This window comes from Paenibacillus sp. FSL M8-0212 (genome assembly GCF_038004645.1).
In the GTDB taxonomy this organism is placed as follows: domain Bacteria; phylum Bacillota; class Bacilli; order Paenibacillales; family Paenibacillaceae; genus Paenibacillus.
In genome coordinates, this window is sequence record NZ_JBBORP010000001.1 from 4,247,374 (window position 1) to 4,272,971 (window position 25,598).

A 25,598-nucleotide genomic window follows, 5' to 3' on the forward strand; every position below is an offset into this window, starting at 1 on the left:
GGAGGTGTTTTTGTTTTGCGCGCACAGGGCCCGGATCATAAATAGTTAAATATGAGGGGGAAGAAGTATAATTTGTTCATTGTAAGCGTATTCAACAAACGATATGATGAATAAAAATGGGCAGGGAGGAATTGTAAATGCCAATAGAAATTCCATCACTACATGCTGCGTACGCTAATACGTTTAAAATAGGTGCTGCTGTACATACCAGAATGTTGCAGTCCGAAGGGGAATTTATTGCCAAACACTTCAATAGCATCACGGCTGAAAATCAGATGAAATTCGAAGAAATTCACCCGGAAGAGGATCGTTATACATTTGAGGCGGCGGATCAAATTGTTGATTTTGCCGTTGCCCAAGGAATTGCGGTTCGCGGACATACTTTGGTCTGGCATAATCAAACATCGAAATGGGTTTTCGAGGATACATCAGGTGCTCCTGCTTCCAGAGAGCTGTTATTATCCCGTTTGAAGCAACATATCGATACGGTAGTAGGTCGGTATAAGGGGCAAATATACGCGTGGGATGTTGTTAATGAAGCTGTTGAAGACAAGACAGACCTGTTCATGCGGGACACGAAGTGGTTAGAGCTAGTGGGAGAAGACTACTTGCAGCAAGCATTCAGCATGGCTCATGAAGCTGATCCCAATGCCCTTCTTTTCTATAATGACTACAATGAGACGGATCCGGTCAAACGGGAGAAAATATACAATCTGGTGCGCTCTTTGTTGGATAAGGGAGCACCTGTACATGGAATCGGCATGCAGGGACACTGGAATATCCATGGTCCTTCCATTGAAGAAATCCGAATGGCTATTGAGCGTTATGCTTCACTGGATGTACAGTTGCATGTTACCGAGCTGGATATGTCCGTGTTTCGTCATGAGGATCGTCGAACGGACCTCACCGCGCCAACTTCGGAGATGGCTGAGCTACAGGAGCGTCGATATGAGGAGATCTTTAATTTGTTCCGTGAGTATAAATCATCCATTACCTCTGTGACGTTCTGGGGAGTAGCGGACAATTACACCTGGTTGGACCATTTCCCGGTTCGTGGGCGCAAAAATTGGCCCTTTGTTTTTGATCAGCAGTTGCAGCCTAAGGAATCATTTTGGCGTATCATTAACCCTATGTCCTGAACATCAGGGAAGTGGAGAGAATCGGTCACAATGTGGCCGATTTTTTGCTGTAGTCAATATAGATTATACAGTACGTCTATCTCGTGCATGATTGAGGCGTTGATTGGTGTGGATGATAAAAATATGGTATTAAATGGAATTTTGTGATAGGCTTGAAGAAATGGCGAACCAAATTCTTTCCTGAAAAGAGATGAGAAGATGGATTACATCCGAAACTATTTAATTACTTTTGCCGGAAATTTTGCATTTAGTTATTATATCTTTGAAGAAGGTACTTTTGCCAAACCGCTGATGTTTGCTACATTCATGTTGTTGCTGATCATGACAATCGATTACTTGAAAAGTAGAAACAAATATACATTGGATTAGGACATGTCCATGTTTTTAAACGATTCTGGAGCATAGGGTCGTTTTTTTATTGTATATAGAACGGCTTCCATTTACATCAAGACCATTGTTCATTACACTTGATGAGTAGTACCTCATTAACTCAGTTTTTGTTAACTCAATTTAGATCATCAGGAGGATATCATTATGCATCAATCCGCACATATTCAGGAAGCAAGAGATTACATATTAAACCGAATTCATACCAAACCTGCCGTAGGCATGATTCTGGGTTCGGGACTGGGAGCGCTCGCGGACGAGATTGAAAATGCGACCGTTATTCCGTATACAGAGATTCCGTATTTCGCCCAATCGGAGGCTATCGGTCATGCCAATGAATTGGTTATTGGTGAACTGATGGGCAAAACGGTTGTAGCGATGAAAGGCCGTCTACATTATTATGAAGGTTTTACATTGGACGAAGTGACATTCCCGGTTCGCATCATGAAGGCGCTGGGTGTCGAGCAATTGCTTATCACCAATGCCTGCGGAGCAATCAATACAAGCTTTGAGCCAGGTCAACTGATGCTCATTACAGATCATATTAACCTGGTAGGCAATAACCCATTGATGGGACCAAATAATGCTGAACTGGGTGTGCGCTTCCCAGACGTATCACAGGTATACAATCGCGAACTGCGCAGTATTGCCCTTAAGGTTGCAGAAGAACAAAATGTTGGCCTGCAGCAAGGTGTCTATGCATGGTGGAGTGGCCCGGCATATGAGACACCAGCGGAGATCCGCATGATTCGTACGATGGGTGCGGATGCAGTGGGCATGTCTACAGTACCTGAAGCCATTGTTGCCATCCATGGCGGTATGAAGGTACTAGGCATTTCCTGCTTGACCAACATGGCCTGTGGTATTCTGGATCAGCCGTTAAGTCATGATGAAGTTATTGAAGTGGCTGCGCAAGTGAAAACAACCTTTATTGGTTTGGTAAAAGGCATCTTGAAAGAGATCTAATCGCGAGATGATTTCTATCTAGGCCACGATGGATAGGATAGAGTTTTCATCCAACCAAATCGAAAACACAAAAAAACGTATGCTTCACGAGCTGTTACTCGTGAGACATACGTTTTTTTATTTTGCAGAACTATGAACCATCTGAGAATGATCGGCCATGATTGCTGGCGTGGACTCCCTGATGATGGGTTTGGTCACAATGTGCGAGACCTGATAAGGTTGTGAGGGGCTATTAATCCGGGATAACAGCATCTCCGCAGCCTTAATGCCCATCTCATTGCTGTAAATATGAACCGTTGTTAATGCTGGCTCAATAATTCGAGATTGGGGTGCATTATCGAATCCGCATATCACAATATCCTGTGGTACAGCGACATTTCTGTCTTTTAACGCCCTGATCAGATCAACTGCTATAAAGTCATTAGCGCATACGTAAGCGGAAGGTAGGGAGGTCAGCTCTGCCACTCGCTGGTTCAACCATCCTGGCTTGGAGAAACACAGGCGATCATTATCTACGATGCAATGGGAGAGGTCGACCGGCAACCCCGCCTCCAGCATAGCACGCTGATATCCAACCCATCGTTCATTAAAGCTCTTGCAGTGATTGTAATCCCCGACGAATCCGATACTTGTGTAGCCGCTCTCAATTAATTTTTTGGTTAACTGGTAGATGCTATGTTCATTCTCCATGAGTAGCAAATCTGCATGGAATTCGGGATAACATATGTTGGAAGCGCAATCGATAAAGATGGTGGGGATGCCCAGATCGGTAATGAGCTGTGTATATTCCAGATCAAATAATTCGATGCAAATGATGCCGTCTACTTTGGCTATATCAAAATTGTTAGGAAGTGTAAGTGTATCTTGATCGTCTTCACGCACGATATGAATCGAGAGATTGTATCCCTCCGCACTGATTCTTTTCTCCAAACCACTGATTAACAACGAACCAAAGTGAGATGTATTAGGCAGGTTTTCAGTTAACAGGGCGATATTGCCCGGAGCCTTGGTTAGAACATGTTCATTGTCCATATAGGCAAACTGTTTATATTTGAGTTCAATTGCTTTTTTAATTACACGATTTCGGGTCTCATCCGGGATGTTTCCGCTATCATTTAATGCTTTGGAAGCCGTATTCCTGGAAATCCCCAAAGCATCAGCAATGTCTTGTATCGTGACTTTTTCTTTTGCCATCTAATGCTCCACCTCTAATCATCAATAGTCATCCATATTCTTCTCTAAGTCAAATGTATAATAGAACGGGACAAATAGCAATCTCTGTTTTACAAATGCACAATTGTATTTACATTTAGATAGGCGAATTCTATTTTCATAATTGTTCCAGAAGTTTCTTTAACTATGTAACAATGATGATCTATTACAGTATTGATATAGAAATATCTTTGCTATTATTGACGATTCAGTGCTATATATATGCAAATTTAATCCTCTTTAGTTACATTAATGCAAAGATAAAATGATCAAATGCACAAATATTTTTTTACAAAACGTATTGACTAAATCCGTTTAAACCTGATAAATTGTAAATTATTAAATAGGCAATTGTAAATATTGAAAGCCCTTACTGAAAACAATTGTCAACTTCTAGAATGGAACGGGGGTATTGTGTTGGATAACATAGCCGACAGCAAAAAGGGCGAAGGAAGGGTACTGAAAGTGAGGACGACAAGCGGTCATAGGTTGCAGCAGCTCAAAAAAAATTACTTTTTATATATGTTGCTTGCACCAGCCTTAATTTTGACTCTTATCTTCAAGTACATTCCGATGTACGGAGCCATCATTGCGTTTAAGGATTTCAGTCCGATCAAAGGTATCATGGGCAGTGATTGGGTAGGACTGAAGCATTTCGAGAAATTTATAGCTTCACCCAATTTCGATATCATTTTAATGAATACGCTTAAACTCAGCTTTTTGGGATTGATATTCAGTTTCCCGGTGCCCATTTTACTGGCACTCATGCTGAACCAGGTACGCAAAGCAGGCATCAAGAAAAATATTCAATTGTTTCTGTACGCACCCAATTTCATCTCGGTTGTTGTTGTTGTGGGTATGCTGTTCATCTTCCTCTCACCGACAGGGCCGATTAATCAATTAGCCACATGGATTACAGGTCAGCCGATTATGTTCATGTCTGAACCGGAATATTTCCGCTGGATCTACATTTTGTCCGATATCTGGACCGGAGCCGGCTGGGCTTCCATCATATACGTTGCGGCTTTGGCCAATGTTGATCCGGAGCTTCACAATGCGGCTAATCTGGATGGAGCCAATCTCCTTCAGCGTATTCGCCACATTGACCTTCCAACGATTCGTCCGATTATGGCCATCGTTTTTATCCTTGCAGCTGGCGGGATTATGTCCATTGGATTTGAAAAGGCCTATCTGATGCAGACGTCCATGAACCTGCCTTCCTCCGAGATTATTGCCACGTATGTCTACAAGGTGGGGCTGCAGTCTGGAGATTACGCTTATTCAGCGGCAGTTGGATTGTTCAACTCGGTTATCAATGTGATTTTGCTGGTGACGGTGAATCTGATTGTGAAGAAATTGAATGAAGGCGAAGGCCTCTATTAGGAAAGGAGTATTATCCATGGTTGTTAAACACACGGGAATGGATCGATTGATCCTCACACTCAATGCCATCTTTCTCACCTGTGCTGTACTGGTTGTGGTTGTTCCCCTGATTTATATTGTTATCGCCTCATTCATGGACCCCACTGTGCTACTGAATCGTGGACTGTCCTTTAATTTATCGGACTGGAGTTTGGACGGATATCAGATGATTTTGTCCAATCCAGCCATGATTCGGGGGTTTGCAAATGCGGTATTGTATTCGGTTTCCTTTGCACTGATCACCGTGACCGTATCCATATTTGCAGGTTATGCATTGTCGGATGACAGGCTCGCGGGACGTGGATTTTTCATGATTATCTTTATCATTACCATGTTCTTCGGCGGGGGATTAATCCCTACGTATCTACTTATACGTAATCTCGGCATGCTCGATACGGTGTGGGCAATCATAATCCCTGGAGCCGTTAACGTCTGGAACATCATTCTCTCCAGAACCTTTTTCAAAGGAGTCCCTCGAGAACTGAAAGAAGCTGCAAACGTGGATGGCGCCTCTGAGATGAAGATTTTCTTCCAGATCGTCATTCCGTTGTCGAAACCGATCATTTTTGTACTTGCCCTCTATGCGTTCGTTGGGCAATGGAATTCCTATTTTGATGCAATGATCTATCTGGATAATCCGAAACTGCATCCGTTACAGCTCGTTCTGCGTTCCATTCTGATTCAGAATCAGGCTGCACCTGGCATGATCAGTGATCAGCTTGCGATGGCAGAACTGAAACGGCTCTCCGAGATGATTAAATACTCAGCGATTGTCATTTCAAGTCTGCCACTCATCATCATGTACCCGTTCTTCCAGAAGTATTTCGAAAAAGGTGTCATGGTCGGTTCCCTCAAATAGTGAACAGCCTGCGATACAGTAAGTTGATCCAATCCAACTCATGGAGGTCATTATTATGAAAAAAGTGAACAAATCCAGAAAAGCCGTTACAACGGCATCCATTTCCATGTTATCTGCAATGCTCTTTCTAACCGCCTGTGGCGGGGGTGGAGGCGGCGCGGCAAGTGAGGCGCAATCCCCTGATGGCAAGGTGACATTGAATTTTATAACACAGAGCTCTCCGCTGGCTCCCGCTGATCCAAACGACAAGCTGATTAACAAGCGACTCGAAGAGAAAACCAATGTGCATATCAACTGGAAGAACTATACGAGTGATGTGTTTGCAGAAAAAAGAAATCTGGCGGTCGCCAGCGGTGATTTGCCGGATGCTATTTTTGATGCAGGTTACGGGGATTATGATCTCCTGAAACTGGCGAAGGACGGGGCGATCATTCCACTTGAGGACATGATTGAACAACACATGCCCAATCTGAGAAAGGTGCTGGAGGAAGCTCCCGAATACAAGAGCATGATTACGGCTCCAGACGGACATATCTATTCATTCCCATGGATTGAAGAACTCGGAAGTGGCAAACAACGGATTCAGGCAGTGGATAACTTGCCTTGGATTAATGTGGAATGGCTGAACAAGCTTGGACTGAAGATGCCAACGACAACCGAAGAACTGAAAGAAGTATTGATCGCGTTCAAAACCCAAGATCCTAACGGCAACGGTAAGGCAGACGAAATTCCGTTATCTTTCATTAACAAACCGGGCGGAGAAGATCTAACATTCCTCTTTGCGGCATTTGGACTCGGAGAGAACTGGGATCATACCGTGGTAACCAATGATGGGAAAGTGGTCTTCACGGCAGCTGATGAAGGCTACAAGGAAGCGGTTAAATACATTCATGAACTGGTTCAGGAAGGTCTCGTGGATGTCGAATCGTACCAGCAGGATTGGAACACGTATCTTGCGAAAGGCAAGGATAATAAGTACGGCATGTACTTCACTTGGGATAAGGCTAACATTACAGGCATGAATGATACGTATGATGTTCTGCCTCCGGTTGCTGGACCTAACGGCGAAGTTAATGTCACAAGAACAAACGGGATTGGGCTTGATCGTGGTCGCATGGTCATCACCAGCAGCAATAAAAACCTGGAGTCCACAGCGAAGTGGGTAGACCAATTGTACGATCCGCTCCAATCCGTACAGAACAACTGGGGTACCTATGGAGATGAGAGTCAGCAAAATATTTTTGAATTTGATGAAGCCAAAGGGATGCTGAAGCATCTTCCGCTGGAAGGCTCTGCACCAGTTGAACTTAGACAAAAAACCAGTATCGCAGGACCATTGGCCATTCTCGACAGTTATTATGACAAATACACAACCAAACCGGAAGATGCGGCTTGGCGGATGGAACTTCTCGACAAGGTTATGGTTCCGCATATGAAAGCGGAGAACGTATATCCAAGTGTGTTCTTCTCCATTGATGAACTGGATCGATTGTCCACGATTGAGACCGATCTCTTCGCCTACGTGTTACGTCTGCGTACAGAATGGTATCAGAACGGGAAAATAGATCAGGAATGGGATGCTTACTTGAAAGAGCTGGATCGCCTTGGATTGCAAGAATGGCTACAGATTAAACAAGCGGGATATGACCGTAATAACAAATAAAGAAAAGTACGGAGGAGAGAAACCATAATGTCGACAATTCTTAAACAAGATTACAGAAATGAATACCACTTTTCACCGAAAGAGAAGTGGATGAACGACCCAAACGGCATGGTGTTTTTCAATGGGGAGTATCACTTATTCTACCAGTATCATCCGTTTGGTACTACATGGGGACCGATGCATTGGGGTCACGCGGTAACCCGAGATCTCGTCACTTGGGAGGAACTTCCTGTAGCTCTGGCACCGGATGAACATGGCATGATTTTCTCCGGCAGTGCGGTGGTGGACTGGAACAATACTTCCGGATTTTTCGAAGATGAGCCGGGGTTGGTGGCCATTTTTACACATCATCTGGAAGTACCAAATGATCATCCTGTTCAGCGTCAGAGTCTGGCGTATAGCAAAGACAACGGCAGAACCTGGACTAAATACGAGGGTAATCCGGTATTAAAGCATGAGTCCTTTGTTGATTTCCGTGATCCCAAAGTGTTCTGGCATGAGCAGACCAAGGAATGGATTATGATTATCGCTTGTGGTCAAACGGTATGTCTGTACCGATCTCGCAATCTGAAGGATTGGACGCTAGGAAGTGAATTTGGCGAAGGGATCGGTTCACACGATGGCGTGTGGGAATGCCCGGATCTGTTCCCGCTTGCAGTGGATGGAGATTCTGAGCAGGTGAAATGGGTGATGCTCGTTAGCATCGGTGCAGATCCTGCTTTTAAAGAAGGATCCAGAACACAATATTTTACCGGAGATTTTGATGGAAGAACATTTGTTCCAGATGAGGCATCCCATACGATTCGCTGGATTGATCATGGCCGGGATAACTACGCGGGAGTTAGTTGGTCTGACATTCCGGCTGAAGACGGCAGACGCCTGTTTATGGGGTGGATGAGCAACTGGATGTATGCCAATCAGACGCCAACCAATGATTACCGTGGAGCAATGACCATTGCACGGGAGCTGACACTGGAGACAAGAGCCGGAGGAGTCATCCTGATTCAACGTCCTGCACGTGAACTTGAGCAAGCCCGTACGCCAGTATTGTCCCTACAGGATGCTTCGATTCAGCAAGTGAGTGAGCAGTTGAACACTTTGCAACAAGTGAACTATGAGATCCATGCAGAGTGGACTCCGAATCAGTCGTTCCATTTTGCCTTAAGAAGCGGAGCCAACAACGAAACGCTCGTTGGTGTAGACGCCAACCGAGGGGAAGTATATATCGATCGTAGTGGATCGGGAATCGGCGATTTTCATGAACATTTCCTGAGCCGCCATGCAGCTGAGTTAAAAGATGTAAATGGGAATCAAAGTCTGCGTATATATGTAGATCATTCATCTGTGGAGGTATTTGCAAATGATGGTCAGGCGGTTATTACGGATCTGATCTATCCGGATGTGGATTCCAAGGGCATCTCTGCTCATGCCGAAAATACTGATCTGGTCTTCTCTTCACTTCATATCTATGAGATATCACCAACCAAGGCTAAAGGTTAATTGTAATGAAGGAAAGGAGTCCAGAACGATGCGTATTGGAGCCATAGAAGCGGGCGGAACAAAGTTTGTATGTGGTGTAGGTAATGAGCATGGACAGATTGAAGATCGGATCAGCTTTCCAACAGAACATCCGGAGACCACTCTTGCCAAGGTGATCGACTATTTCAGGGATAAAGATGTGGAAGCCATAGGGATCGGCTCCTTTGGTCCGATTGATCTGCAACCGGATAGTTCGACCTATGGTTATATTACGACCACACCTAAGCCTGGGTGGGGAAACTGTAATGTGATTGGAACCTTGAAGCATGAATTTCCGGTTCCTTTTGGATGGGATACGGATGTGAATGCTGCCGCGCTCGGTGAAGTGACGTGGGGAGCGGCGCAAGGGCTGGATAACTGTGTATATTACACGATTGGCACAGGAGTTGGTGTCGGACTTGTGGCAGGGGGCAAACGAGTACACGGATTGTTACATCCCGAGGGTGGACATATTCGCACAAGACGCCATCCAGACGATCACTTTGCCGGATTATGCCCGTATCATGGCGATTGCCTGGAGGGGATGGCAGCAGGACCAGCCATTGAAGCTCGCTGGCAGATTCCTGGCAGTGAACTGCCGGCAGATCATCCGGCGTGGGAGATCGAATCCTTTTACATTGCGGAGTCGATTACAACGGCCATCCTGCTTCATTCGCCGCAGAAAATCATCTTGGGCGGTGGTGTGATGCAGCAAGATCATCTGTTTTCTATGATCCGGGAGCAGGTAGTGCGGAATCTGAATGGTTATGTAAATGCTGCCCCAATCACGCAACATATCGACCAATATATTGTCCAGCCCGGATTGGGCCAGCATGCAGGTCTGTGTGGTGCGCTCGCATTGGGTCTGGAAGCATTGCAGCATGCAGCACAAGCGTCACATGCTTCGTAGTTTTCTTAAATAATCTTCATCCCAGAAGGGACGGTTGCGGATTCGCTTATTTGTATAAGCAAGACTGCACCGTCCTTTTTGGGCTTTTTTATTTTTTGCGGAGATAAATAGTTTGAAAAAAATATTGCGTTCTAAAATCCGATGTTGCTCATGTGAGCTGCCAAAGGTATGATTTTTAGTGTCTATCCCTATAGTGCGATAAGACATTCAAAATTTAGCGTGTCTCGAATGGAAAGGAATCCAACCAATGAACCATATAACAATGCGTCAAGCTGTACAGGCAGACCAAGAGAAACTCGCTGATTTGCGAGCGTTGGTACTCTACGATGATCTAACCAGGCTGGGAAGGTACGATGATGTGAAAGTGCGTGAACGTTTCCGCAATACATTCGACCCTGTTCATACGCGGATTATTGAAGTGGAGGGTTCAATGGTAGGTTGTGTAGCCTTGAAGCCCAAGGCTGAGGAATATCTATTGGAACATTTCTACATACATCCCGATTATCAGGGCCAGAGAATAGGAACTCAGGTATTGAACATGCTGCTGGAACAGGATGAAGTTCAGGGGAAACGGCTTATTTTAAATGTTTTGCAGGGAAGTCCTGCTCGGCGATTGTATGAACGATTTGGATTTATATTGGATAGTGAAGATGAGGTCGATGTGTTTATGTCGGTTCAATTGCCGGAATAGTATGATTACCATACGTATTGAAAGTTAACTTCATATTTACGTTCTGACTGCGTAGTGGTCAGTGTAACGGTTACGTAACAGACCCATTCATTTAATTCTTGAATGGGTCTATTTAACTTTTCTATTATACTTTCCGATGACGTTACCCTAATATGGATAATAACCTACTTTTTATATAGGAATTATATAGTATGGAGAATGCCAAGATGCCACAATGGAAGCGAAATCTGTATATTCTGTGGTTCGGCCTGTTTTTTAATCATATGGCGTATTCATTATCCGTTCCGTTCTTTCCTATCTTCCTGCAAAATGATCTCGGTATCCAGAGCGGCCTGGAAGCTTGGTCGGGTATCTCCATTTCGATCAGCTTTCTGATCAGTGGATTATGCGCACCCTTCTGGGGATCACTGGCTGATAAATATGGCAGTAAACTGATGCTCGTCCGTTCAGGAGTTGGGCTAGGCATTGCACATCTGGCTAATTTCTTTGTTTACGATCCATATACGTTTATCGCAGTGAGGATCTTTCAGGGACTCATGGCTGGTTTTCATCCCGCCTCAATTACACTGATCGGCACCAATACTCCGGAGAAACATGTGGGTTACGCACTTGGTGTGATCTCCACGGCCAGTGCTGCGGGCGGGATTCTTGGTCCTCTTGCCGGTGGTGTGTTGAGTCACTGGATCGGACTGCGGGGATGTTTCATTGCATCGGCTGTGATTACATTATTTGCGGCTCTGATGGTCCTCGGTGTTAAGGAGTCACGACAAGCTCGAACGATCGTTCCAACGAAGATCATAGGGGATTTGAAAAGAGCGGCTTCCACGCCGGGTTTGATGCGAATCTACGGTTTGATTCTCATAGTCTCGACCTCCGTTCTCATCATCGAACCGGTGCTGACGCTCTATGTGGTCCAGATTGGCGGAGATGTTGGCAGTGCAACACTTAGTGCAGGGATTGTCTTCTCGGCGATTGGTGTGGCAACCGTCATTATGGGGCCGCGTTGGGGGAAGATTGGTGGAAGGATCGGGTACGAAAAAACACTGTTTATCGGTCTGATTGGCGGTGGAATTGGAAGCCTGCTGCAAATGACAGCAACGAATCTGATTTATTTTGGCAGCCTGCGTTTTGTTTATGGTCTGTTCTTTGCCGCGGTTTATCCGGCGCTTAATGCGCTAATCATCAAATATGCTGATCACGACTTTCGTGGGAGAGCTGTCAGTCTGAGTCAGACGGCGAGTCAGTTCGGTATTGTACTTGGACCGTTAATCGGTGGTTTGCTCGGTGGATGGATCGGCATTCCGTTTATTTTTCTCTTCACAGGGATTGTATTACTGGGAGCGGCTTGGGCGGTGTCATCACCACAACATAGGGAGGAATATATATGTCGCAACGACAATTGAAATTGGGAGCCAATCTGAACGGAGTGGGGAACAGCATTTCATTTTGGCGTCACCCGGACATTCCCATCAACGCGAGCGTTAGTCTGGAGTTCTACAAGAAGCAGGTGCGTATCGCGGAAAAAGGGAAGTTCGATCTGCTCTTCATTGCAGATGGCCTCTTCATCAACGAGAAGTCCAATCCTCATTTTCTCAATCGCTTTGAACCTCTAACGCTTCTGTCTGCACTCGCTGGGGCAACTTCCCATATCGGGCTGGTTGCTACATTGTCTACTTCCTATAGTGAACCGTTCACGGTTGCGCGGCAATTTGCTTCGTTGGATCAATTAAGCGGTGGGAGAGCCGGATGGAATGTGGTTACTTCACCTCTGGAAGGATCGGCACTTAACTTTGGCAAAGGCGAACATCCAAACCATGCGCTGCGCTACGAAATTGCAGAAGAACATCTGAATGTGGTCAAAGGTCTCTGGGATTCCTGGGAGGACGATGCCTTTGTCGGAAACAAGGAACAGGGCGTATTCTTCGATCCTGCCAGGTTGCATACGCTGAATCACAAGGGAAAGCACTTCTCGGTACAGGGTCCACTTAATGTGGGGCGTTCGAAGCAGGGTCATCCGGTCATTTTCCAGGCGGGCTCATCCGAATCGGGTAAAGATCTGGCCGCCCGATCGGCGGATGCCGTCTATACAGGACATGAGACGCTGGAGGAAGCAAGGGAGTTCTACCAGGATGTGAAGGCAAGAGCGGTGGCATATGGGCGTCAGGCAGAGGATATCCTGATCTTCCCGGGCATCGGCCCGATTGTGGGTAGAACAGCGGAAGAAGCGGAGCAGAAGTATCAGGAAATTGCCGAACTGGTGAGTATAGATCAGGCGTTGAACTATCTGGGGCGTTATTTCGATCATTATGACTTCTCCCAGTACGCACTGGACGAACCTTTTCCCGAGATTGGGGAGATTGGCAGCAACAGCTTCCGCAGTACAACGGACAAGATCAAGCAGCAGGCACGAGAACAAGGGTTGACCTTGCGTCAAGTGGCATTGCTGGCATCCACTCCACGTACATCGTTCATTGGTACACCGGATCAGATCGCAGATCAGATTCAGGAATGGTTTGAAGGCAAAGCGGCAGACGGATTCAATGTTCGTACTGTGGTACCCAATGGATTGGAAGATTTTGTAGAGTTAGTTGTCCCGGTTCTGCAAGAACGAGGGCTGTTCCGTATGGAGTATGAACATGAGACGCTTCGGGAGAATCTGGGTCTTGAGATTCCGCGTAACCGGTATACGTTAGAGAGCGTGAGATAGAGATGTTAGAGCGGTAATGACGTTAATATAACGTTGTTGCGGCTCTTTTTTGATGGTTTCTTTTTCGGAGAGTACTGCTATTATAAAATGATAAAGAAAATGATATACAAGCTGCAATTCCAGACGAGTCACAGGAGGCGATTGGGATGATTAGAGGGTTAACGAATGCGGGACTGGGCAACATCGAGTCTGATGAACAATATATCATAGATGCGGCCAAGCACGGATTCGGATCTGTAGATTTGAATCCGCTCTCATTGATTGAAACGTATGGCAAAGAACAGGCACAACATCTGCTGGAAAGCAATCAGGTGATTATCGGTTCATCGGGGCTGACGGTGGAGTGGCGGACGACAGATGAGCAATTCCGTGAGGGATTGCAATCGTTGGTCGCTATGGCAGAAGCTTCTGCTTCGCTGGACTGTTACAGCTGTTGCACGTATATTTTACCCTCAACGGATCAACCGGCAGCGCAATTTATGGCAGCGGCTACGAAACGCTTGAGACTCTGCGCAGATATCTTGGATGCTTACGGGATTAAGTTAGGGCTGGAGTTTGTTGGCTGCCATCACTTGCGGACGCAATGGAAGAATCCGTTTATCTGGCGTTTGGAGGATACGCTGGACTGGATCGAGACGATCCATGCGCCAAATGTTGGCCTGCTCGTAGATTCCTATCACTGGCATACGAATGGTCTACCGATGGAAGATCTGTTGAAGCTGAAGAAAGAGCAGATTGTTCATGTGCATATCAACGATGCCTATGATCTGCCGATCGAGGAATTGAAGGATGGCGAACGCTTGTATCCTGGGGAAGGTGTAATTGATCTGAATGGTTTTTTGAAAAATCTGAACGCCATTGGCTACAACGGTGTGGTGGCTCAGGAAGTACTGGCACCGGCATCGGAATTGGATGTAGAGGCTCTGTTTGCCAAGTCGAAAGCAGGCTTTGAGCAGGTGTTTGCAGATATCTAAATCATGACAAGAGAAAATAATTGAAAAAGAACGACTGGATTAAACGGGCATCCGTTTAATCCAGTCGTTCTTTTGTTATGCCTGTTTTCTATAGCGAGGCATGTCCATGTTCAGTGATTGTTAAGAGCGGCTATGTATAGTGAAACAGAACATAATTAGAAGTTTTGAGGAGGAGAAGATTTGAGTCTACACACTAAAAAGGGTGCAAGAGTCAACAGAAAACGATGGACTGTACTCGCGCTTGTCATTACATTACTCACAAGCGTGGGTTTTCCATCTTCATCGGCATTGGCCGCAACAACACCCATTTCGTTAAGCCAACCTACAGATATCGAGTTCTATAAGACGGCTGATGGGGAAAAAGAGATGCTGATCGCAGACAGCGGCAACAATCGGGTTATTCGGGCTACAGCGGAAGGCGAAGTGCTGGCGACCATGGAGGTCAATAATGTGACGGCAGTTACGATGGGGAACGATGGACTCATCTATGCAGGCGAATCGGGTACATCATTACAGGTACATATTTTTAACCCGGACGGCACAGTAAACGAACCACCCATCGAATTGAACAATAAATATTGGATGAACTTAGGTCAAGGCGTGGATCAATGGTATATCCGAAATGTCATCAGATATAAACAGTACAACAGAGAAACTATAGGTGTAACCTATAGCGAGAACAGCTTGGTGAATAATGCTATACAGAAAAATACTAAATTTTCCTATGGTTACCTGGACAATTCAGGTGGGGGGAGCATGGGTGCTTTGAAAGAGTATTCCAGTGTAATCTCCGGTCTTAATGAGACTGGACATAATACTTGGTATACCTATAGGGATGGAGTTTCCCTCTATCCTTTGCCTAGTATACAGAATTCAACAGACAAGCTTGCAGATCTGACACTGGATGTAGTAGACAAACGTTTATACGTTGTGAGCGAGAATCAGATTATGCGCACAGGCTATGAAGGCTTCGAATATCCTAACGCTCCTGTCTTGAGTACATGGGTGAGTGGAAACGAGACCTATCCTATCGACATAGGCAATCAGATTACTGTTGGACCGGAAGGCGAAGTGTACATGGCTGATACGGCGAGGGACCGGATCGTCATTTTCAGTTCAGACGGAACTACTGCACGTACTCTGGGTCTCAGCAAAGATGACACCCCTAAGCCTACAGCAGGTACATTTTCCAAAACAGTTATCAAAGGGTTACCAATAGCCTTTACATCTACGGATTTTGACAGTAACTATGCCGACCCGGAGAACCGGTCCATGACGGACATTCGCATTTCATCTCTGCCTGACAGTGGCACATTGCAACTGAATGGTGTTGACGTTGTGAAGAATCAGGTGATTCCTGTCGCAGAGTTGAATACATTGACCTTCCTTCGTGCTTCGTCATTTACGGGGATCAAGACAACGTTCCTGTGGGAGGCCAAAAACGGAGTTGTATTCTCGGATAGCACCAGTGTAACCATTATGCTGCGAATCAAAGGTGATGCCACCGGGGATGGTGTGCTTACACCAGCTGATGCGTTATTGGTCAATAAATATATCAAAGGGTTGATCACATTTACACCAGAACAGATTGAAGCACTGGATATGAATGATGACGGTGTACTCGATGCAAAAGATTCAGCGCTGATTATGGGCGTTTACTTGGGCATCAACTCACTAACTTAGAAAGAGGTGAATACCTTGTCGAGCGAGAACTCCTATTTATTTTCAGCAAAATCTAAACTCACGAAATCGCTTCTGGCTCTGCTACTCACGATTTCCATGATCTTCTCATGGCTGCCTCAGGCGCAGGCCAGTACAGATCCCGTAATTCATATTGGAGAAGTATCCGGCAAACCGGGGGATATCGTGGAAGTACCTGTAACCTATGATTCCAAAGATACAGACTTTTCTTTTTATCACTCTGAACTGTCCTTTGCCTATGATTCGGCTGTGCTTGAACTTGTGGAAGGGGACGAGGTTGTAAACCAACAGGCCTATGAGAAATTCAGTGGATATAATCAAACGAAGGATACATCTGCTTCGGATATTATTCGGGTTGTGATGACCACGCAAGAACTGATCAATGAATCAATAGTACTCTATTCCCTTCATTTTAAAATAAAGGAGAATGCTGCTCCTAGCGCGAGTGCAGTTCGTCTTGGTGACAGCATATGGTTTGAGGATGAATCTCCTATTCCGGTGACTGGAGAAGCCGGGCAAGTGAACATATTGGCAGATGAGAAGCCAGTTGGAAATGTACTTGTTTCGATCGGATCAGCGCAAGGAAAAGCAGGTGACAAGGTCACGTTCCCGGTGTATACCATGTCACTTGATCAACCGATTGGGTCTTTCGGGGTACGCTTGAAGTACAATCCCGCAGCCCTTCAGGTGATTAATGTTACAGGTGACGTTCCGGGAATTCAGTATAACGCGAATAATGAGACGGGATCAGTCATCGTGGGCTGGAGTGATGAGGACGGAGGACAGAGTCCAATTCCGGCATCGGAGAGCCCACAGGCGCTGTTCAAAATCGAATTCACGATTGCTTCCGGTGCTATTACAGGAGATTATCTGGTTCAGGTTGTCGACACAACCCTGCCTGAACACTTTACGGTGACAGATACTGATGCAATGGAGATGAACAAGCAGATTGTACCAGGCAAAATTTCAGTCGTGGGTTCACCAGTTACGCCAACAACACCATCCAATCCGGGTTCGTCTGGTTCAGGAAGTTCATCCGGTGGTTCGACGACAACATCACCTTCTGCAAGCACTTCCGAGAAGATTACCGTAAATGTGACCAATGAACGGAACACCAATGCCGTTGTTTCGGCAACGATTATAGAGAGAACAACAGGGGCAGATGGACGTAAAAAAGACGAGGTGAATCTGACGGCTGAGCAGACTTCTCGTGCAATTGAAAGCCTGAAGAAGGCCGGTTCGAATATTGCCCGGATCATGATTCCGGATGAGAAAGACGAGGTATCCGAACTGAACGTGAAGCTGCCAGCCAAGTCTACTTCACTGATGGCTGCTGAAAAGATGAATCTGTATATTGAAACGGATAATGCTTCCCTGCAACTGCCGGCGAATTCTTTACAGGGACTGGGCTCGGATATATTCTTCCATCTTGTGCCGATCAAGGATACCGCAGGGCGTGAAGTGGTGGAGCAGCGTATCCAGAATGATCCATTAATCGTCAAATCATCATCAAATACTGCGGACCTCCGTTTGGTAGGTCGTCCAATGACCATTGAGACTAATATGAGCAGTCGTCCGGTGACAGTAGTACTGCCAATCCGAGAGACAAACCTGACGCAGAAGGAACTGGACAAGCTGCAAGTATTTATCGAACATAGCGATGGAACGAAGGAACTCGTTAAGGGTAAAATCGTTAAATTTAATGGAACTGATCAACCGGGAATTGAGTTTGAAGTTACCAAGTTCAGCACATTTTCCATGATTCTCATGAACGACACTCATTCCTCCGCCTACATTCAAGGTTATGCGGATGGCACGTTCAGACCGAATCAGGAGGTTCAGCGTGTTGAAATGGCTGCTTTATTATCTCGAATACTTCCGTCTGACAGCGATGAAGCTACGCTTGATACATCATATCGGGATATGCCTGCTGCAGAATGGGCACGCGAAGCGATTACAATGGCGACTGCGGCAGGTTATATGCGAGGCAATGCTGCCGGAGATTTCATGCCGGAAAGTTCCATCACACGAGCTGAGATGGCGGTTATCATTGAACGGCTTCTGAATCGCAAGGATATCACGGGGGCAGTAACGACAACAGAGCTGACGAAGGAAGCTACGGACATTACATTGCACTGGGCCCTCGAGGCGGTTCAGCGTGTATTGGCAACGGGAGTCATGAGTGTGTCTCCAGACGGAGCATTTCGTCCAAACGAAGCCGTGACACGAGCGGAGGCGGTTACTTTGCTGAATCGTCTGGTTCATATTGAACCTGAACTGTCCGGTACTTCCAGATGGAAGGATGTATCTGCTAGTCACTGGGCTTATGGCGCAATCCAGGCTGCATCCCAGAATTAAAATGTAGAGTGCTGATGCTGCTTGTTCCTATCTTTCAGCTGGGGACGAGCAGCATCAGATGAAATCCAGGAGGCATCTGCGGATGCCTTTTTTTCATCGTTATATTGTGGTTTTCAAAAAGGATGGACAGCATCTGGTGTGAGTGGGAGAATAACGCTATATTGCAAGATAGACGTTTACTTGAGAAAGAGAGATGACGGTCATCAGAACGGATCGATTTTTGTTAGGGATCGGATGCATGACCCTGCTGCTTGCACTGGTGGTCGCGTGGCAGATCACAGACGGACACGAGAAACCTGTGGCCAGGCAGGGGATTCTGGACATGGCGGGTGTGGAGTGGACGAACCAATCTCTCATACCGTTGGATGGAGAATGGGAGTTCTATCCGGAGCAGTTGCTCTCGCCACAGCAGATTAAGCTCAACCATAGCCAACCTTTCATGATACAAGTGCCGGGTAATTGGGACGACAAAAGCATTAGTCAGGGATATCCCATGCATGGTAAAAGTTACGGAACCTATCGCCTGATTGTACGCAATGTGCCGCAAGGTGAACTGCTGGCGATTGCCAAACGTTATGTACGCTTCTCGGATGTGATGTATGTTGATGGGAAATTGATGAGCCGTTCCGGGCAGCCGGGTACATCTGCCGCATCGTACGTCCCCCGTAACGAGCCCTATACAATTTATTTTCACCCTGAACGTACAGAGATTGAAGTTGTGCTACAGGTAGCCAATTTTGACTTTCGCAGTGGTGGCATCTATAACTCGATTGATCTGGGACAGGGCAGTCATATGGAAGCGAGAGCGATCATTCAATCGGGACTTGAGCTGTTGATTATCGGCATTGTGGTGATCTTTGGATTGTTGTTCTTCTATCTGTATGTGCGCTTGCACCGTGATGGAATCCAGCTGCTGTATGCGCTGTTCTTTATTGGTTTTGCATTGACGGTGGTGACCAATGGGGAGCGTCTGCTGTTACAGTTGATGCCGGATATTTCCTTTGAACTGGCGTACAAATTGAAATATATATCGGTATATGGTGTATCTATTATTACAAGTATGATTACCTGGAGACTTACTCCTGAGCTGGGACCCCTGCTAAAAAAATGGCTTCGGGTACCAAGCATAGTGCTGGCTTTATACGTGGTATTGATCGTGATTTCTCCATTTCGTATCTATTCGTTCATTCAAGAGAGCATGTATGCCATCAATCTATGTGCCTACGCCCTGGCTTTCATTGTAATTATTCATCAGTATATTCAGGCAAGGTACGGAAACAAGAGTCGATCCCAAGCTCAATTGTTGATCATCTGCATCTGGCTTATGTTAGTGAACTATGTGCTTGGAATCATTGTTACGTGGTATCCAGTCAGTCAGGTGCTGCTGAACTGTACAACTCTTGTGATTTTGTGTGCCTTTGCCATGTTGCTGATCTATCAATATACACAGGCGTATGCTTCGATGCAGCAACTTACCCATCAGCTTCAATTGTCGGACAAGGCCAAGGATGAGTTTTTGTTATTAACTTCGCATGAGTTAAACTCTCCGCTTCACAGCATTATTCATCTGTCCCGTTCTGTGCTGACAACGTCACTGAGGCGCGCTAATGAACAGGAGATCCGGGGCAAGCTTCAGCTTATCCGCAATACGGCGTACCGGATGTCCAATCTGGTCAATGATCTGATTGACATGTCAAGGTTCAGGGATGGCAGCATAAAGCTATCCCTGGGGACCGTTGATCTGGTATCCTGCCTTTCGCTGGTCACGGAGGTGCTGGGCTTTCTGGCTTCTGGCAAAAGCATTGTTATGATTCGCAGGTTGGAGCCTGAAGCTCGCTACGTCATGGCGGATGAGAGTCGGCTGCTGCAAGTATTGTATAACCTGGTCTATCACATGATGGGGCAGCATCATAATGGGAAGCTGGTTATGGCGTGCGAGAGGCATCAGGATAATGTGCAGATTACCCTTTGTCTGGAAGCTGATCCAGATCGGAGTACTCGGCAACGTCAGGAAGTGGACTCCGGTTCACAGCAAGCGGATCGAATTGCAGCGGGGGTGTCTGTTGCAGCGGAAATGGTTAGCGCAATGAGAGGAAAACTCGTGGTGAACGATGAAGCTGCGTCCATCATGATTGAGCTTCCGTGTGCTGCTAGTGTTGACATGGAAGATTTGACGGAGATAGCCGCAACGCAGGAGACCGATGTGAGGGAGGAGAAAAAGGTGGGAAGCGTGGTTTCAGCCCACGTTTTAATTGCGACGTCTGATCTCGTAGACATGGAACAACTGAACACATTGCTTGCTACGGAAGGCTTTCATCTGAGCTTCGCAGACTCTGATGTCAAGGTTCGGACTGCATTGGCTGGCGGAAGGTTGCCCGATCTTGTGATTGTCGACGCCATGCTGCCTGAGGTGACCGGCTATGAGCTGTGCAAGCAGATTCGGATGGAGTTCAGCCAGGTGGATCTCCCGATCCTGTTTATCAACATGCGCAGTACACCTGCGGATATTGAGGCGTGTATTCAGGCCGGCGGCAATGATTTTATTACCCGTCCACTGGATGCTGGCGAAATTCTTGTCCGAATACATACATTACTTGGCATGAAACAACTCGTAAAAGAAGCAGCCAATAATGAAATGGCCTTTCTGCGTTCACAGATCAAGCCGCATTTTTTATATAACGCCTTGGGAACCATCATGTCATTATGTTTTACGGATGGGCCGAGAGCTGGGGAACTGCTGGGCAGTTTTAGTCGTTATCTGCGTATTCTCTTTCATCTGGATAACTCCGAGGAACTGATTCCACTCAGTAAGGAGATGGAGTTAATTCAGGCTTATGTGGAGATTGAGCAGGAGCGATTTGGTTCACGACTTCAGGTTCAATTGGACGTGGATAGCTCATTATATTCTTGTAAAGTCATGCCACTCCTGATTGAGCCACTGGTAGAGAATGCCATACGGCATGGCGTATCCAAAAAGATTGATGGGGGAACCGTTCGTTTGTTCATTCGAAGATGTGAAGATAGCGTTCAAGTGGTGGTTGAGGACGATGGTGTGGGCATGTCTGGAGAGCAGGTTGCCTTTCTTCTGAGCAAAAGTCATACAGAACAAGGCATTGGCCTCCAAAATGTACAGAGACGATTGAAACTTATGAACGGACAAGCACCTGTGATCAAGAGCGAACAAGGTCAAGGTACCAAGGTGACCATTGAGTTTCCGTATCAATAATAAATAGAGGGGGAGAGACCGTGTTGCAGGCCTATTTGGTGGACGATGAGCCTCATGCTCTGAATATGCTGGAGATGTTTCTGACTCGAACGGGAGAGGTCCACATTGCAGGTCGTTCGGTGAATGGATTCGAGGCACTGGAGGCACTTCAGCATACACGACCGGATATCTGGTTCCTCGATATTGAGATGCCGGGCATGAGCGGATTGGAGCTTGCAGCGAACATCCATGAGGTCGAACCGGATGCGGTGATTGTATTTACAACGGCTTATGATCATTATGCTGTCTCTGCTTTTGAACATGAGGCTCTGGATTATCTGCTCAAACCAATTGAGATGGGCCGATTGTCCAGAACCATTGACAGATTACTGAAGGATAAGGGGAACGCGGTCAAGTCATCTGCCGACCATCCGGACCGGCAATCTCTGATGAACAGTGATGAGCCGAATCAATTATTTGTACAAATGCTTGGAAAGTTTCGTGTCACGCCTACGAACGGTGAAATCGTCATGTGGCGTACAGCGAAGGAGAAGGAACTGTTTGCATATTTGCTGTTGCATGACCCGGCCACCGGTGTTGTTCACCGGGATCGCATTATTGACCATCTGTGGCCTGATGAGCGTTACGAAAAAGCCAAAATCTATATGCATACATGTGTCAGTCTGCTAAGAAAAAACCTGAATAAAATGGGTATGGAGCAGATGGTCAGCTACAAGAATGAACATTACATGCTGGACAAAAAGCGAATCCGGGCTGACGTATATGATGTGCTGGAACTTGTGCTTCGAATGCAGCGCGGGGAGGATGTTCCACTGGCTCAAATGGAGCAGACTTTGCATATGTATCAGGATGAACTGCTTCCGCAGGAGGATTATTTCTGGATGTCTGAACTGAGCCAGAAGATGGAGCGAGGTGCGCTGGAGCTGATGTTGAAGCTTTCCGAGAAGTATCTGGAGCTGCATAACGGCAAGAAGGCAGCAGAGGCAGCGGAACGTGCAATGTGGCATTCCCCTTATGAAGAAGAAGCATATCGTTGTGCCATGCAAGCCTATTTGTCCATGGGAAACCATGATCATGTCTTGCGCATCTATCGCGATCTAGAGGCACGATTAAGTGAACTTCATATTCGACCTTCTGTTGTGACCACACGTTTGTATGAACAGATTAGTCTGAACGCTGAAGAAGTAACTGAATGATTCAATGCATATGTGCGTATCTGAAATTCCAATAAAACGTGTCCTGGAGAATGCCTTCCAGCGACACGTTTTTTTATATAAAAACATTGACAATTCGTTAACAATTCCAAGATTTTCCGTTTACAATTCGCTCCTATAATTACAAACGTGATAGGTCATTTTTACTATGAACGTGGAAGCTAAGGGGGATGAGGCGGACAAGCTCTCATATTGATGATACATGCAGCATACCAGACAACAGGGCACGGCATACAAGGCAAATTATATGGAGAAAAGAAGGGTGACCAAAGCCAATGTCAATGAAAAAGGTGTTAGTAGTGTCCATGGTAGCCACAGCGTTAACAACTTCTGTGGTTAGTGCAGTATCAGCTGCTCCTGCAGTGAAACCTGCGGCTAGTACAGCTCAGGTGCAAAACTCCACGCTTACAATAAACGGAAACAGCGTTATCGTTCGTTCCATCGTGAAGAATGGCGAGACCCTTGTGTCGCTCCGTGATGTGATCAAGGCTATTGGCGCACAAGCGGAAGTACAACGTGGAACGACCGTAATCAAGCTAAATGGTCACACGGTGACACTCCAGAACAATGCGAAACAACTTCTGGTGGATGGCAACAAAGTGAATTTGAATCAACCAGTTACGATCATTGGAGGTACAAGCTACGTTGCGCTCCGACCATTGGTATCCAGCGTTGGCGGTACAATCGTCAAGAGAAGCGGAGCGCTGGAAGTTAGCACGGTAGCATTGCTCGAAGGTGCGGATAATCCCCGTTTTGCCGGAGCGGATAAGCTGATCGTTTCCAAGAGTGATGATAATGGCCGAACCGATTATCTCGTGAATACAACGAGTGGTAAATACGAGCTGTTGTTAACGACAGATGGCGGATCGGATCTGGTTGTTTCCCCGAGTGGTGATCAAGCGGCGTATACCAATGCGGAAGGTTCCGTCTACGTTATTGATCTGAAGACAAAGGCTTCAAGATTAATCACAAGTGACACAAGTATTAAACCGGAATTGGTATGGTCTGCGGATGGAAGCGCCATTTATTTCCTGCAAGGAGATAAAGGGTCGGTGATTGCAAGTCTTAATCTGGCTGATGGCGCAATTAAGAAACTGGTTGAAGACAAAGTGGATTACAAAGAAAACCTGAATGTGTCTGCGGACGGCAAAAGATTCATCTACACGGTAACGACACTGGGTAAGGTTACCTCTGATGCAACCAATGTAGATGAAGACAACGTGTCTATCGACTTTTCAGCCAATCAACAGCAAATATTTTTGTATAACAACGGTATAACAAAAACGGAAGCGACGCAGTTAACAACTTCAACGGATGACAAAGTGTTTGTATGGTCCGTTGACGGCCAGAAAGCCTACTACGTAAGTGTACCGTCTGAAGACGGTAATGCTTCGCTGCAATCTGTGGATTCATCCCAGAAGGCGACAACGGTGTACGGCGATCTGGATGTAGAGCAAGTGATTCTGTCGGGTGGCGTGTTGTACGTACTGGCTGCGCAGGATGACAGCAACAGCGTCATAATTTCCATCGACACGGTAACAGGAAAACAAACCAAACTGTATACCGTATCTTCCGATGTATCCTCCATTACCGTTGCCGGATCACAATTGGCTGTAATTGAGAACGGCCGAGTTCTGGTACAAGCGGGTGGCAGCTGGAGAGCCGTTACGAAGTGATTTTTTTGATCCAAGAGTGATAAGCACATAATCGCAATTAACTATTTTATAATTCGAGAGGAGTTTATAAAAATGAAAAAATGGATCAAACCCTTCACGGCAATGCTTATGGCAGTATCCCTAATTGGTGGACTTGGAGGCGCAACGACGGCATCCGCTGCCAAGAGCACAGAGAAAGGTAAAATTGTCATCAACGGTTCCTCGGCATTGCTCCCACTGACTCTTCAAGCTGCAAGTGAATTCAAGAAAGATAATCCAAAAGTCAAAATCTCGGCTTCTGCCGCAGGTTCCATTACAGGTCCTCAATCCGTACGTAAAGGGATTGCTGACATTGGTGCTGTGGACTGGGACGCATCCAAGGATGTACCTGGCTTCAAGAAATTTGATGGCATGGTAGCCAATCCGGTAGCGGTAACAGTATTCACGGCTGTTGTTAACACCAATGTGGGGGTAAGCAGTCTGACCACGAAACAATTGCAGGACATCTTCTCCGGCAAAGTGACCAACTGGAAAGACGTTGGTGGTGCGAACGCCAACATCGTTGTTGTTAACCGTAAGTTCGGTTCCGGCACACGGGTCAACTTCCAGCAAAAAGCGCTCGACGGTAAAGATTTCATGAGCAAAGGTGACAATTATAAAGAAGTTGGTTCCAGCGGTGATATGAAAACAACCATTGAAACCACACCCAATGCGATCGGTTATATTGACCTTCCTTATGTAACTAGCAAAATGAAGGCTGTATCCATCAATGGTGTGGCACCAACTGAGAAAAACGTTCTGAACAAAACCTACAAAGTATGGGGTATCGGATATTACATGACCAAAGGTCAACCTACCGGTGCCACCAAAGCGTTCATTGAGTACATCCAAAGCAGCAAGTTCCAGAACGGTTCCCTGAAAAAGCTGAAATTCATTCCGCTTGCGGCTGTAAAATAACGGAGCTTCAAACGTTCGTCATTCTCACATTTCATAAGA

19 protein-coding genes are annotated in these 25,598 nt (G+C 46.1%); 18 read left to right on the plus strand and 1 reads right to left on the minus strand.

The window, feature by feature from the left end:
- Nucleotides 1-137 precede the first annotated feature (137 nt).
- The 3 genes from MKX68_RS18780 (at nt 138) to MKX68_RS18790 (ending at nt 2,492) form a co-directional block, all read left to right on the plus strand.
- The gene (locus MKX68_RS18780) at nt 138-1,139 is read left to right on the plus strand and encodes an endo-1,4-beta-xylanase (protein ID WP_091027863.1); all 1,002 of its coding nucleotides are present in this window, start codon (nt 138-140) and stop codon (nt 1,137-1,139) included.
- Between the two features lie 198 nt (nt 1,140-1,337).
- Nucleotides 1,338-1,508 (plus strand): hypothetical protein, encoded by a 171-nt coding sequence (locus tag MKX68_RS18785; RefSeq protein WP_340913590.1) that lies wholly within the window; start codon nt 1,338-1,340, stop codon nt 1,506-1,508.
- A gap of 165 nt (nt 1,509-1,673) precedes the next feature.
- Nucleotides 1,674-2,492 carry a purine-nucleoside phosphorylase gene (locus tag MKX68_RS18790; protein ID WP_062835781.1) on the plus strand — a complete coding sequence of 273 codons (819 nt, stop codon included), beginning with the start codon at nt 1,674-1,676 and terminating at the stop codon, nt 2,490-2,492.
- 117 nt (nt 2,493-2,609) lie between these two features.
- Here the strand turns inward: MKX68_RS18790 and MKX68_RS18795 are convergent, their stop codons facing one another.
- The gene (locus MKX68_RS18795) at nt 2,610-3,686 is read right to left on the minus strand and encodes a LacI family DNA-binding transcriptional regulator (RefSeq protein ID WP_340913593.1); all 1,077 of its coding nucleotides are present in this window, start codon (nt 3,684-3,686) and stop codon (nt 2,610-2,612) included.
- 540 nt (nt 3,687-4,226) lie between these two features.
- Here MKX68_RS18795 and MKX68_RS18800 point away from each other — a divergent pair.
- The 15 genes from MKX68_RS18800 to MKX68_RS18870 all read left to right on the plus strand — a co-directional run bounded on the left by MKX68_RS18800 (nt 4,227) and on the right by MKX68_RS18870 (nt 25,559).
- Nucleotides 4,227-5,087 (plus strand): ABC transporter permease, encoded by an 861-nt coding sequence (locus MKX68_RS18800; protein ID WP_223200008.1) that lies wholly within the window; start codon nt 4,227-4,229, stop codon nt 5,085-5,087.
- A gap of 16 nt (nt 5,088-5,103) precedes the next feature.
- The gene (locus tag MKX68_RS18805; RefSeq protein ID WP_340913596.1) at nt 5,104-5,985 is read left to right on the plus strand and encodes a carbohydrate ABC transporter permease; all 882 of its coding nucleotides are present in this window, start codon (nt 5,104-5,106) and stop codon (nt 5,983-5,985) included.
- 55 nt (nt 5,986-6,040) lie between these two features.
- Entirely contained in the window at nt 6,041-7,648 is a 1,608-nt protein-coding gene (locus MKX68_RS18810; RefSeq protein ID WP_340913598.1) for an ABC transporter substrate-binding protein, read from the plus strand.
- Between the two features lie 27 nt (nt 7,649-7,675).
- Nucleotides 7,676-9,148: a glycoside hydrolase family 32 protein gene (locus MKX68_RS18815; RefSeq protein ID WP_340913600.1), complete on the plus strand. Its 1,473-nt coding sequence runs from the start codon at nt 7,676-7,678 to the stop codon at nt 9,146-9,148.
- Nucleotides 9,149-9,176: 28 nt separating this feature from the next.
- Nucleotides 9,177-10,076: an ROK family protein gene (locus MKX68_RS18820; protein WP_340913602.1), complete on the plus strand. Its 900-nt coding sequence runs from the start codon at nt 9,177-9,179 to the stop codon at nt 10,074-10,076.
- Nucleotides 10,077-10,323: 247 nt separating this feature from the next.
- Complete coding sequence (locus MKX68_RS18825) at nt 10,324-10,767, plus strand: GNAT family N-acetyltransferase (RefSeq protein ID WP_340913605.1); 444 nt, start codon at nt 10,324-10,326, stop codon at nt 10,765-10,767.
- A gap of 206 nt (nt 10,768-10,973) precedes the next feature.
- On the plus strand, nt 10,974-12,170 hold the full coding sequence (locus MKX68_RS18830; RefSeq protein WP_340913606.1) for an MFS transporter: 1,197 nt from the start codon (nt 10,974-10,976) through the stop codon (nt 12,168-12,170).
- Nucleotides 12,152-13,474 carry an LLM class flavin-dependent oxidoreductase gene (locus tag MKX68_RS18835; protein ID WP_340913609.1) on the plus strand — a complete coding sequence of 441 codons (1,323 nt, stop codon included), beginning with the start codon at nt 12,152-12,154 and terminating at the stop codon, nt 13,472-13,474. The genes MKX68_RS18830 and MKX68_RS18835 overlap by 19 nt, the downstream gene beginning before the upstream one ends.
- A gap of 146 nt (nt 13,475-13,620) precedes the next feature.
- Nucleotides 13,621-14,448: a sugar phosphate isomerase/epimerase family protein gene (locus MKX68_RS18840; RefSeq protein ID WP_340913611.1), complete on the plus strand. Its 828-nt coding sequence runs from the start codon at nt 13,621-13,623 to the stop codon at nt 14,446-14,448.
- A 180-nt stretch (nt 14,449-14,628) separates the two neighbouring features.
- On the plus strand, nt 14,629-16,131 hold the full coding sequence (locus tag MKX68_RS18845; protein ID WP_340913613.1) for a dockerin type I domain-containing protein: 1,503 nt from the start codon (nt 14,629-14,631) through the stop codon (nt 16,129-16,131).
- 15 nt (nt 16,132-16,146) lie between these two features.
- Complete coding sequence (locus tag MKX68_RS18850; RefSeq protein WP_340913615.1) at nt 16,147-18,507, plus strand: S-layer homology domain-containing protein; 2,361 nt, start codon at nt 16,147-16,149, stop codon at nt 18,505-18,507.
- Nucleotides 18,508-18,700: 193 nt separating this feature from the next.
- Nucleotides 18,701-21,733, plus strand: a complete 3,033-nt coding sequence (locus tag MKX68_RS18855; RefSeq protein ID WP_340913617.1) for a histidine kinase — start codon at nt 18,701-18,703, stop codon at nt 21,731-21,733.
- A gap of 20 nt (nt 21,734-21,753) precedes the next feature.
- Nucleotides 21,754-22,929 carry a response regulator gene (locus tag MKX68_RS18860; protein WP_340913619.1) on the plus strand — a complete coding sequence of 392 codons (1,176 nt, stop codon included), beginning with the start codon at nt 21,754-21,756 and terminating at the stop codon, nt 22,927-22,929.
- 299 nt (nt 22,930-23,228) lie between these two features.
- A complete protein-coding gene (locus MKX68_RS18865; RefSeq protein ID WP_340913621.1) occupies nt 23,229-24,623 on the plus strand; it encodes a stalk domain-containing protein in 1,395 nt (464 codons plus the stop codon).
- Between the two features lie 72 nt (nt 24,624-24,695).
- Nucleotides 24,696-25,559: a phosphate ABC transporter substrate-binding protein gene (locus tag MKX68_RS18870; protein WP_017686974.1), complete on the plus strand. Its 864-nt coding sequence runs from the start codon at nt 24,696-24,698 to the stop codon at nt 25,557-25,559.
- Nucleotides 25,560-25,598: the final 39 nt, after the last annotated feature.

Excerpts from the sequence above, each read along its gene's own strand:
- MKX68_RS18785 (WP_340913590.1), top strand. The coding sequence starts at position 1,338 with ATGGATTACATCCGAAACTATTTAATTACTTTTGCCGGAAATTTTGCA.
- MKX68_RS18795 (WP_340913593.1), bottom strand. The coding sequence starts at position 3,686 with ATGGCAAAAGAAAAAGTCACGATACAAGACATTGCTGATGCTTTGGGG.
- MKX68_RS18805 (WP_340913596.1), top strand. The coding sequence starts at position 5,104 with ATGGTTGTTAAACACACGGGAATGGATCGATTGATCCTCACACTCAAT.
- MKX68_RS18870 (WP_017686974.1), top strand. The coding sequence starts at position 24,696 with ATGAAAAAATGGATCAAACCCTTCACGGCAATGCTTATGGCAGTATCC.
- MKX68_RS18820 (WP_340913602.1), top strand. The coding sequence starts at position 9,177 with ATGCGTATTGGAGCCATAGAAGCGGGCGGAACAAAGTTTGTATGTGGT.
- MKX68_RS18840 (WP_340913611.1), top strand. The coding sequence starts at position 13,621 with ATGATTAGAGGGTTAACGAATGCGGGACTGGGCAACATCGAGTCTGAT.
- MKX68_RS18865 (WP_340913621.1), top strand. The coding sequence starts at position 23,229 with ATGAAAAAGGTGTTAGTAGTGTCCATGGTAGCCACAGCGTTAACAACT.
- MKX68_RS18830 (WP_340913606.1), top strand. The coding sequence starts at position 10,974 with ATGCCACAATGGAAGCGAAATCTGTATATTCTGTGGTTCGGCCTGTTT.
- MKX68_RS18800 (WP_223200008.1), top strand. The coding sequence starts at position 4,227 with ATGTTGCTTGCACCAGCCTTAATTTTGACTCTTATCTTCAAGTACATT.
- MKX68_RS18855 (WP_340913617.1), top strand. The coding sequence starts at position 18,701 with ATGACGGTCATCAGAACGGATCGATTTTTGTTAGGGATCGGATGCATG.
- MKX68_RS18815 (WP_340913600.1), top strand. The coding sequence starts at position 7,676 with ATGTCGACAATTCTTAAACAAGATTACAGAAATGAATACCACTTTTCA.
- MKX68_RS18780 (WP_091027863.1), top strand. The coding sequence starts at position 138 with ATGCCAATAGAAATTCCATCACTACATGCTGCGTACGCTAATACGTTT.
- MKX68_RS18835 (WP_340913609.1), top strand. The coding sequence starts at position 12,152 with ATGTCGCAACGACAATTGAAATTGGGAGCCAATCTGAACGGAGTGGGG.
- MKX68_RS18790 (WP_062835781.1), top strand. The coding sequence starts at position 1,674 with ATGCATCAATCCGCACATATTCAGGAAGCAAGAGATTACATATTAAAC.
- MKX68_RS18825 (WP_340913605.1), top strand. The coding sequence starts at position 10,324 with ATGAACCATATAACAATGCGTCAAGCTGTACAGGCAGACCAAGAGAAA.
- MKX68_RS18810 (WP_340913598.1), top strand. The coding sequence starts at position 6,041 with ATGAAAAAAGTGAACAAATCCAGAAAAGCCGTTACAACGGCATCCATT.